The organism is Candidatus Sodalis sp. SoCistrobi (assembly GCF_900143145.1).
In the GTDB taxonomy this organism is placed as follows: Bacteria; Pseudomonadota; Gammaproteobacteria; order Enterobacterales; family Enterobacteriaceae; genus SoCistrobi.
The window spans coordinates 1-9,553 of record NZ_FRDB01000112.1; the positions used below are offsets into that span (position 1 = coordinate 1).

The 9,553-nt window shown below is 59.6% G+C and carries 9 protein-coding genes and 2 pseudogenes; 2 read left to right on the top strand and 9 right to left on the bottom strand.

Going from position 1 to position 9,553, the window contains the following annotated elements; all coding sequences use genetic code 11:
* Positions 1-74: 74 nt before the first annotated feature.
* Positions 75-1,202, bottom strand: a complete 1,128-nt coding sequence (locus CINSTRO3249_RS08990) for a PQQ-binding-like beta-propeller repeat protein (RefSeq protein ID WP_074013034.1) — start codon at positions 1,200-1,202, stop codon at positions 75-77.
* 247 nt (positions 1,203-1,449) lie between these two features.
* On the opposite strand from CINSTRO3249_RS08990, the gene gpmA reads away from it, so the two are divergent.
* Entirely contained in the window at positions 1,450-2,229 is a 780-nt protein-coding gene (gpmA, locus tag CINSTRO3249_RS08995) for a 2,3-diphosphoglycerate-dependent phosphoglycerate mutase (protein ID WP_074013035.1), read from the top strand.
* 131 nt (positions 2,230-2,360) lie between these two features.
* Here gpmA and CINSTRO3249_RS09000 read toward each other — a convergent pair whose 3' ends face one another.
* Complete coding sequence (locus CINSTRO3249_RS09000) at positions 2,361-3,302, bottom strand: DMT family transporter (protein ID WP_074013036.1); 942 nt, start codon at positions 3,300-3,302, stop codon at positions 2,361-2,363.
* Positions 3,303-3,399: 97 nt separating this feature from the next.
* Between CINSTRO3249_RS09000 and CINSTRO3249_RS09005 the strand changes: the two genes are divergently transcribed.
* On the top strand, positions 3,400-3,882 hold the full coding sequence (locus tag CINSTRO3249_RS09005; protein ID WP_074013037.1) for a MarR family winged helix-turn-helix transcriptional regulator: 483 nt from the start codon (positions 3,400-3,402) through the stop codon (positions 3,880-3,882).
* Between the two features lie 156 nt (positions 3,883-4,038).
* Here CINSTRO3249_RS09005 and CINSTRO3249_RS09010 read toward each other — a convergent pair whose 3' ends face one another.
* The 7 genes and pseudogenes from CINSTRO3249_RS09010 to CINSTRO3249_RS16570 form a co-directional block, all read right to left on the bottom strand.
* Entirely contained in the window at positions 4,039-4,728 is a 690-nt protein-coding gene (locus CINSTRO3249_RS09010) for an amino acid ABC transporter permease (protein ID WP_074013038.1), read from the bottom strand.
* Positions 4,718-5,476, bottom strand: coding sequence for an amino acid ABC transporter permease (locus CINSTRO3249_RS09015; protein ID WP_074013039.1), 759 nt, complete (start codon positions 5,474-5,476; stop codon positions 4,718-4,720). Before CINSTRO3249_RS09015 ends, CINSTRO3249_RS09010 begins: the two co-directional genes overlap by 11 nt.
* A complete protein-coding gene (locus CINSTRO3249_RS09020) occupies positions 5,473-6,291 on the bottom strand; it encodes an amino acid ABC transporter ATP-binding protein (RefSeq protein WP_305781684.1) in 819 nt (272 codons plus the stop codon). The genes CINSTRO3249_RS09015 and CINSTRO3249_RS09020 overlap by 4 nt, the downstream gene beginning before the upstream one ends.
* Positions 6,292-6,305: 14 nt before the next feature.
* A complete protein-coding gene (locus tag CINSTRO3249_RS09025) occupies positions 6,306-7,133 on the bottom strand; it encodes an ABC transporter substrate-binding protein (protein ID WP_074013040.1) in 828 nt (275 codons plus the stop codon).
* Between the two features lie 556 nt (positions 7,134-7,689).
* Entirely contained in the window at positions 7,690-8,508 is an 819-nt protein-coding gene (locus CINSTRO3249_RS09030) for a class I SAM-dependent methyltransferase (protein ID WP_174249761.1), read from the bottom strand.
* Between the two features lie 123 nt (positions 8,509-8,631).
* A pseudogene (dusC, locus tag CINSTRO3249_RS09035) lies at positions 8,632-9,438 on the bottom strand (tRNA dihydrouridine(16) synthase DusC); the annotation flags it as partial.
* Between the two features lie 5 nt (positions 9,439-9,443).
* Positions 9,444-9,553 (bottom strand): annotated as a pseudogene (locus tag CINSTRO3249_RS16570) (IS110 family transposase); the annotation flags it as partial.

The following is a 9,553-nucleotide window of genomic DNA, read 5'->3' on the forward strand; positions in this document are numbered from 1 at the left end:
TCATATGCTGTTTAACCAGCGTCTGATATCGGCGGGTAAGGCGAGAGTCAATCCCGCCAACAGATAGGTTGAAATCATTCTGCAAAGTAATAACAGGTATCACGATAAATGTGTAGATACCTATGCCCTGAAGGTTCGCCGCGCGCCTGGTTATCATAGATCCAGCCGCCGAGCACCACGCGATCGTTGACCACCAGCGGTTGAGAGGTGATGAAATGAAAGCCCGGCGGCACCTTGCCCATCCGATCGGTCAAGCTCACGCTGCCGCCGGCGCCGAAATCCTCGAATAACCGGCCGGTGTCGGCATCAAGAGCGATAAGCTTGGCATCGGCGGTAGTGGTGATAATACGCCGATCGCAGAGGGCACCCGCAGGAGTGGGTGAGGCGTAATACGCCACGCCACGGCAGGCAAGATACTCGTTGGCGCGGGTGTCGTTATGGGGATCATAGGACCACAGGGTTTTGCCGGTGGTCGCATTCAGCGCCAGTACTTGCCGGTGTGGCGTGCACAAATAAAGCCGATTGGCCACTTTAATCGGCGTGGCTTCAAAATTGAACTCGCGCCCTTTTTTATCTTCCCCCGGCTGCATGACATCGCCGGTATGAATCGCCCAGGCGGGCGTCAGACCGGCAACGTTGGCGGGGGTAAGCTGTGTCAGAGGCGAGTAACGTTCCCCTCTCGGCGTGCGGCCATAATAGTGCCAATCATTGCGCCCGGCCTCCTCTTGCGCGCTCTTCGCCGCCGCCGGCAGCGGCGCATGCTGAACGTAAAGACGCTCGCTGGTCAGGTAGCCGGCGCCGATCACGCCGGCGCCGGCCAGCAGATAAAATAGCCCGGCGACGGCGGCCAGCACGCGCTGTCGACGCGACGACGTCAGCGGCCGGACGATAAACGGCATACTGCACCACAGCCCGAGCACCGCCGGCAACAGCAGACGCGGCATCAGTTTCCAACCGTCCAGACCGACCTCGTACAGTCCCCACAACGCGGTTAGCACAAACGTCAGCCAATAAATCCACAACCCCATCAAGCGCCGTTCGATAATAAAGAAACCGCTCAAGCTCAACAAAATGCCGGCCGGTAGATAATAAGCGGAACCGCCCAGCGCCAGCAGCCACAGTCCAACCACCAAAAAAAACAAGCCACAGACACACACCAGCAAACCGGTTAGGCCCGGTAAGGAAATAAGACGACGTAGCATGACTGCTCCTGAACGGTACCGATAGGAAAAAAAACCTTTCCGGGCACAGGCAGGCAAGCGTTAACATTGACCTGCCTTGGCGCCGCACGGATGGCTTTCATGTCAAGATTTGTATAGAAAGACTGATATTATAGTAGTCATATACGCCATACTCTGCTGACGTAATTTTGTTAATGATGAGCTGGCCACCGATCCGAATTGCCGAACGATGATGTGGCGCCTTTGCCCGCCGGATACCTGAACGATTATGATAACAACGCCTGCTACGACGGCGACGGCCGCAAAACGTCTGGTCATTGTGCGCCACGGCGAAAGTCTGTGGAACCATGAAAACCGGTTTACCGGCTGGACCGATGTCGCATTAACCGAACGGGGACGAATCGAAGCTATCGAGGCAGCGCGGCTGCTAAAACAGCACGGCTACCGTTTCGACTTCGCCTGTACATCGGTGCTGCTGAGGGCCGTGCATTCACTCTGGTTGCTGCTCGATGAGCTTGATCAGAGCTGGCTGGCCGAGGACAAAAGCTGGCGGCTGAACGAGCGCCATTACGGCGCGCTGGAAGGATTAAACAAAGCGCTGACCGCCGAACGCTACGGCCATGATCAGGTCATGGCCTGGCGGCGCGGCTACCGGGCCTCGCCGCCGCCGCTCCCGCCGGACGACCCGCGCCATCCGGGCTACGATGCCCGCTACCGTACGTTGTCCGCGTTAACCCAGCCGTTTAGCGAGAGCCTGGAAGCGACCGAGCAACGGGTGGTGGGCTACTGGCATGAGGTTATCGCACCCCGACTGCAGCGTGGAGAACAGGTGCTGCTGGTATCACATTCCAACGTCATCCGGGCGCTGGTCAAATATCTGGACGGTCTGGAAGAGGATGCGCTGACGGCGCTGTATATTCCGACCGGTGTACCAATCGTTTACGAATTCGATAGCGATAATCAGCCGCGCAAACGCTATTATCTCGGCGATGAGCAGGACATCGCCAACCGGATTGCGGCGGTGATCCGTACCGGCAGTAAAAAATAGTCGCGGCGGCGCACCGATCGCGGAGCTATGGCCGGTCCCCCAATCGTGCGCCGTTGGGGCGCACGATTGGAAGTCGTGACCGGTCCGCCGATCGAGCGCCGCTGGGGCGCAAGGTGCACCGGTCGCGGAAGTTATGATCGGTGCCCCGACTTGGCGCCGTTGGGGCGCACGAGGCACCGGCCCGGGCTTTTTCGGCCCGCGCACGCGGGCGGGGTGTCTTTCGCTGCAAGGTGGCGCACGGGACGGCGCAGCGGGGACGGTATTTTCATTAACATCACCGCCAGCAAAATCACTATGATGCCTAGCCATTGCGGCCACGACAGCCGTTCCGGCAACAACATCACCCCCAGCAATACCGCGCTGAGAGGATTAAGCAACGATACCATCGACATCACCGCGGGACCAAAGCGGTCCAGCGCCCGGACCCAGCACCAATACGCCAGCGCGCTGTTGGCCAACACCAGCCACACAAGCCCCGGCCAGGCGTGCGGCCGTGGCAAACTCGGCGGCCCGGCCAGCACCAGCGCTACCGGCAGCAGCATCAGGCCGCCGAGCAGCAGTTGCCAAGCGGTCAGCGCTAACGCATCCCGATACTGCCAACGGCTCATCCACAAGGTGGATTGGGCTATCAACAGCGTTGCCGCCAGCGCCGCGGCAACGCCGATAGGATCTGGCGACGACGAGGGGTTGAGCAATAACCCTACCCCGGCGATACCCGCCAGCGATAGCAACGCCATCCACCAAGACGGCTTTTTCCCTTCCTGCAGCCAGCGCAGCAGCATTACCTGCAGCGGCATGGTGGCGCTCAAGGTGCCGGCTACCGATCCCGGTAACCGGTACGCGGCGATAAACAGCAGGAAAAAAAAGGCCGCGATATTGCAAAAGCTTAACAGCAGCATTTTTTTCGCCGGCAACGGCGGTTTCGCGGGATGGATCAACAACAGCAGGATGCCGGCGGGCAGCGCACGCCAGACCGCCACCCAAACGGGCGACTGATCTTGCAGAAACAGGCCGACAGTCGCGTAAGTGCTGCCCCACAATATCGGGGCCAGCAAGGCAAGAAAAAGAGGCATTATAGCTTTCCAAAAAGTATCTTTTACAAAAGATATAATGCTGGAAATTTATCGATGTCTCAAGTATATTTTGGTCATTATCTCGACAGGAGAAGCCATGAACCAGGACCATGTCGACCGCGTACTGGAACAGTGGCGCAACCAGCGCCCGGATTTGGATTGCCTGCCAATGGGGCTGGTTGGCCGTCTCGTCAGAATGAATGACTTGTTAAGCACTCAGGTTAACGCGCTCCATGCCAGCGCGGGCCTGGAGCCGGTGGAATTTGATATTCTCGCCACGTTGCGCCGCAGCGGGGAAGAGGTGACGCCCACCCGTTTGTATCAGACGCTGATGCTGTCCTCCGGCGCGATGTCGGTGCGGCTCGACAAACTGGTGGAGCGCGGCTTGATATACCGCAAACCCCATGAACACGATCGCCGTAGCTGTAAAGTGGGATTGACCGACACCGGGCTGACGCTAATCGACCACGCCTTGACCGCTCATGTGGCGAATGAACAACGGCTGTTGGCGCCGCTTGATGTGGCACAGCGTCAACAATTGACCGCCTTGCTGCGCCTGTGGCTGCAGCCAAATGAATAGCCCCCTTGGGCGGTTGTTTCCTTACCGCCAAAAACGACGCCTTGCGCCGGCAGGCGTTAGCCGGCAGGCAGAAGGCGTCAACCGTCAGACGTTAGCCATTTCAGCAGGCAGCGCGCAAGACCCGAGCGTAACACCCCCCAAAATGTCCCGGGATGGCTAACGGCCAGCGCCGACGCTGCGAGCGGCCCACGCCGCCAGCGCCGTGAGCGAGGCGCACAGGACATAATACAGCGCGCCAATCAGCAAAAAGATCTCGGCCGGATAAATCTGCAGCCGGCTGTTAACCTGACCTGCCACGGTAGTCAGCTCCGGTACGTTAACGATAAAGGCCAACGACGTATCCTTAATCAGTGACGTCAGCAGCCCGGTCCAGGAGGGCAACACATTCGGCCACGCCTGGGGCAACAAAATCAGCCGCAGGACCTGCCCATGGCTAAGGCCGCTGGCCAGCCCGGCCTCCACCTGACCTGTCGGCAACGCCCGCAGCCCGGCCAGCGTCGCATGCATGACCGCCGCGGAGGTAAACCACGCCAGCGCCAGCGTCACGGTCACCGCGCCGGGCAGCGAATGGCCGAACGCCACCGGTAGCAGGAAGTAAAGCCAGAAAATAACAAAAATCAGCGGGATACCGCGGATAAGCTCCGCCCAGACAAACAGTAAGCGGCGCGGCCAGCCGGAGTAACGCCAAGCCACCGCTGCCAATATTACCCCCAGCGCCAGGGCGATGACGCCGGCGCCAAGCGCTATCATGATAGTCAGCAGCAGGCCGCCGGGTTCCCCTTCCGCCGCCCGTCCCCAGAGGAGATAGTTCAGATTATCCAGAATCACCGACCAATCAAAATTCATGGCTGGCCTCCCGCCGGCGGCGCCCGGGCGGCCGCGGGCCCAGCCGCAGCAGGGCGGCGCCCATCGCCAGCCCCAACAGCAGATAAAGCACGGTACCGACGGCGAAACCCTCCAACGCATGGGCATTGTAACTTTCGATCTGGCTGATGTAATACGTTAACTCGCTAAAACCTATCGCCGATGCCAGAGAAGAAAGCTTCATCAAGTTGAGGTATTGTCCGACCATCGGTTGCCAGGCGTTACGCACCCCTTGCGGCAGCAGGATGTAACGCAGCATCGCCAGACGGCTGAAACCCTGCGCAATCGCCGCTTCGCGCTGCCCTGCAGGCAGGGCGTTTAACCCCGCCTGCAGCTCTTCCAGCAGGTAAGCGGCGCTAAACATGCCCAGTCCCCAGGCGGCGCAGAGGAACTCCGGCGTCAGCCAGGGCACATTGCCCGGCAGCATCGCCCAGCGATGATCATCGACCAAATAATCGCGCCAGCCGATGGGCAACGCACTCCAGGCGGCAAAATACCAGAAAAAAAGCTGTACCAGTAACGGCGTATTGCGAAACAGTGAAACCCAGCCCGCCACCAGCAGGCGCCCGGCCCGGCCCGGCATCATGCGCAGCGCCAGCAACAGCAACATGATGACCGTCGCCAACAGCGAACCCGCCAACGTCACCAGCAATGTGGTGACAAAACCGGTACCAATCCACGCCAGCGGCGGACCGCTCAACACACCGGCCCAATCAGGATGCCACATCATAAAGGTGTTGGCTCCCCGGCGCCGAGGGGCGACAGCACTCTTTCCAGAAACCGCCACGCGCGCGGATGCTGCGGCCGAGTGAAAAAGCGCGCTGGACTGGCCTGTTCCAGAATCTCGCCGCCGTCCATGAACACCACCCGATCGGCTATCTCACGCGCAAACTGCATTTCGTGGGTGACCACGATCATGGTCATCCCGCTGCCGGCCAAATCGCGCATGACCGCCAGCACTTCGCCAATCATCTCGGGATCCAGCGCCGAGGTGGGTTCATCAAATAAAATAATATCGGCATCGGTGGCCAGCGCGCGTGCGATAGCCACCCGCTGCTGCTGGCCGCCAGAAAGTTGATGGGGAAAAAAGGGTGTCTTGTCCGCCAAACCCACCTGCCGCAGCTTCTCCCGCGCGTGCTGGTGCGCCGCGGCCACGCTCAACCCCTGAATTTTGATAAGGGCCAGCGCAACATTCTCCAGCGCGGTGAGATGGCTATACAGGTTAAACTGCTGAAAAACAAAGCCGATGCCGGTACGTAGCGCCCGCAGCTGCCGACCTTTCAGGCCGGCGGTGGGACGTTGATGAATGAAAATCTCGCCGCTGCTCAGGGTTTCAAGCTGGTTGATAAGGCGGATCAGCGTGGACTTACCGGAGCCTGACGGCCCGCAGATGGCCACAACTTCCCCCGCGTTAACCCGTAAATTGATATTCCGCAACACCGACTGCTGGCCGAACGCTTTGCTTACCCGACGAAACTCCACAGCGGCTGGAACGTCGCCCGTCCCCGGCGGCAAGGTTGCCGCCGGTACATTAAATGACTTCACCACGGTAGCGCCTGTTATCGGCAGGTCAAAGTGAACGAACGCGGCTGCGGCGCGGGCGACTGCGGCCCGAACCAGCTGTTGTAAATCTGCGCTGCTTTACCGCTCTGCTCAAGCGCAATCAGCTGCTGATTAATTGCCGCCAGCAGCGCGCCCTCCCCTTTTTTAACGCCGATGCCGATGTCCTCCTGACTGAGCAATTCGGGCAAAATTTTGTAATTTGCCTTATCCGGCGCGCCGGCCAGCAGGCCCGCGAGGATGGTGCTGTCTTGGGTGATGGCTTTGACATTGCCATTGCGCAGCGCCGACAGCGCCAGCGGGATATCGTCATAGGCCAATACGCGGGCGTTGGGGAAGCGGTGATGCAGCGCCTGCTCGCCGGTGGTCCCCTTTACGGCGCCTATCCGCACCGAGGCATAGTCATCGAGTTTATCGGACGCGGCGGCAGGCACCAGAAATTGCTGTCCGGTGACGAAATACGGGGTGGAGAAATCAATCACCTGTGCCCGTTCCGGCGTAATAGTAATATCGGCAATAATCAGATCGGCTTTGCCGGACTGTAGCAAAGGGATACGATTTGCGGGGTTGGTGGGCACCAGCGCCAATTTCACCCCTAGCGCGTCGGCTATGGCGCGGGCGAAATCCACGTCATAACCGACAATCTGATGAGATTTGGCATCAATTGCGCCAAACGGCGGATTGGCGTCAAACGTGGCGACGCGGACCACCCCCGCGCGCTGAATATCCGCCAACTGATCCGCCTGCGCCGCCAGAGGAGCGAGGCTCAACATCAAGAGGGCCCCTGCCGCCCTGGTCAATCTGGAGTAATGCCTGAAAGATGCCATCGGTTTTCCTTATCGATCTTATTATTGCCTGAGCGCAACCGCCCGTCCCGGGCGTTTTACACGGCAGGATATCACGCCCCACCGGCAGCACTTCCGCCCGAAAACAGAGTGTTACACAGGATCCTCGCCGCCACTACGTACTTAAGCGCATAACTTTATTCTGCCTGGTCATAAGAAATCATTATGAACGTTTTTTGCATGTTTCATCACAACGCGACCCGCCGGCGGGCGCCGCAGCCCGGCCGTCTCGCCGCAACTACCGGCCGGCTGCGGCCACATTAGGGTCGCGCACAAAATACGGCAGACACCCTAGCGCGTGGCAATTGTTTACCGCGTCAACGCACGGGTCGGCCCGTGCTGCGAATAGAAAACCAGGGCTGGTCCCCCGCCGGCAGGCGTCAAACGTCAGGTGCTTAAGGCTAGATGGTAAAGGGGGGCGCGGTAAACGGGAAGCGATAAGCGTTAAGCGTTAAGCGGGAAGCGGCAGAGCAGGCTACGCGCCGTCAGTATGGCGGGCGCGGGTTGCAGTGCCACATACGTTGTTGATCTGGCTGGTTCAAGGGGGGGAAGATGACGCCCCCGGGCCGGGATGTGAGAGCGCAGGCTCGCCCAGTTTGGTCAGCCGGATATAAAACTCATCCTCATACTGCTGGGGTGCCGACACCGCCACGTTCAAAATACCGAGCTCAACCACCTCGGCCATTAGCGCCGCGGCGCTCTCGGGAGTAAAAACCGAGCAGTGGGCATCGAAATAGTGGCCGGTGGTCCAAGCGTTAAGCACGAACTCCAGCGCCTGCTGCTGGGTGTAATGCGGGCAGCGGGTTTGTTGGTAGGCTTCAGGGCTTAAGTCTTTCAAACGCTCATACATCTCGCCGTCGTCGGAGGTGCAATGGCGCAGAAAATCATAAAGCTGCTGCGGCGCCGGTATCCGCTGGCGGGTCAACCACCACTGCAGCCATTGCGCCGCGCTGCTGGTTTGACGAAACCGGTCGAAACAATAACGTTTGTTGGGTAGCACCAACGAGAACACCGCGCCGACGTTAAGCACCGCCAGCACCTCCAGGATCCAGCCCAGCGGGTCCGGGACATGCTCCAGCACATGCGATGCCACCGCCCAGTCGAATTGTTGTTGATCCGCTACGCAGCTTTGCAATGTGGCGTGCGGGTGCCAGATAAAATCAATATCGACAATCTCATCATGCTCATAATGAGCATGTTTTTGCCGCGACTCTTCCGCCGAGGTGTAATCGGTGTAGCACACATTGTGTAGCGCCTTGTCCGTCGCGGGACGGAACAGCGGGGATATTTCCAGACCGGGCAGGTGCAGGGGCAAATGCTGCAATATGTACGATTTGCGCAGGGTATTGTCTTTCATGATCATCCTTTGAGCGAGAAAGCAGATCCGGCGTTCACGACACAGTCGCGCCATATACGCAGCAAAGGGTAGCGCCCGGCGACGTCAGCAGTCAGGAAAGAGGTGATTATCCGCGGTAAAAAGTCATTGCGCCCGGTCCGATAGGCGGCAGAGCACCTCGCCTATCGCCGACGAGGTTTTCAGCGCGCGCACGGTCGCAAACAGCTCATCGGCTTCGGTATACTGTTTGCGCAGGTAATTGAGCCACTGTTTGATACGTGCCACATGGTACATTCCGGTATCACCCTGCTTCTCCATGCGGCTGTATTTTTGCAGCAAGCGGACCACCTGCGGCCAGGGCAGCGGCGGCACATGATCTTTCACCACCCGGCTGAGGTTGGGCACACTGAGCGCACCGCGCCCGATCATCAGCGCCTGACAGCCGGAGCTGTCCAGACACGCCTGGCCGCTTTGCCAGTCCATGACTTCACCATTAGCGATGACAGGAATGCGTAAACGCCGGCGGATCGCCGCGATGGCCGGCCAATCGATACATTCGGCCCGATAGCCCTCTTCTTTGGTGCGACCATGTACCGCGATTTCGCTGGCGCCGGCCTGCTCCACCGCATCGGCGATTTCCAGGCTGCGGTGGCGAGAATCCCAGCCAAGGCGAACCTTGACCGAAACCGGCAGATCGGCGGGCACCGCCGCACGTATCGCTTTCGCGGCCTGATAAATCAGCTCCGGGTCTTTCAACAGCGTCGCGCCGCCACCGCTGCCGTTGACGGTTTTCGACGGACAGCCGCAGTTGAGATCCACCCCCCACGATCCCAACGCCGCCGCGCGCCAGGCATTTTCCGCCAGCCAGGGGGGATTTTGCCCCAGCAGTTGCACCCGCACGGGCGTGCCGTCAGGGGTCCTGCTGTGCCGGCGCAGCTCAGATACCGTCTTGCTCATCATGATGCAAGAGCTATATTTTCATCGAAGGGTATTCCAGATTTTAAGACACCATAAGCTAATTGGAGTAATTTTCGCATTGCCGCGCAGATGCCTACTTTACCTCCTT

Coding starts and splice junctions, on each gene's coding strand:
- gpmA (WP_074013035.1), top strand. CDS start 1,450: ATGATAACAACGCCTGCTACGACGGCGACGGCCGCAAAACGTCTGGTC.
- CINSTRO3249_RS09010 (WP_074013038.1), bottom strand. CDS start 4,728: ATGAATTTTGATTGGTCGGTGATTCTGGATAATCTGAACTATCTCCTC.
- CINSTRO3249_RS09000 (WP_074013036.1), bottom strand. CDS start 3,302: ATGCCTCTTTTTCTTGCCTTGCTGGCCCCGATATTGTGGGGCAGCACT.
- CINSTRO3249_RS08990 (WP_074013034.1), bottom strand. CDS start 1,202: ATGCTACGTCGTCTTATTTCCTTACCGGGCCTAACCGGTTTGCTGGTG.
- CINSTRO3249_RS09015 (WP_074013039.1), bottom strand. CDS start 5,476: ATGATGTGGCATCCTGATTGGGCCGGTGTGTTGAGCGGTCCGCCGCTG.
- CINSTRO3249_RS09025 (WP_074013040.1), bottom strand. CDS start 7,133: ATGGCATCTTTCAGGCATTACTCCAGATTGACCAGGGCGGCAGGGGCC.
- CINSTRO3249_RS09030 (WP_174249761.1), bottom strand. CDS start 8,508: ATGAAAGACAATACCCTGCGCAAATCGTACATATTGCAGCATTTGCCC.
- CINSTRO3249_RS09005 (WP_074013037.1), top strand. CDS start 3,400: ATGAACCAGGACCATGTCGACCGCGTACTGGAACAGTGGCGCAACCAG.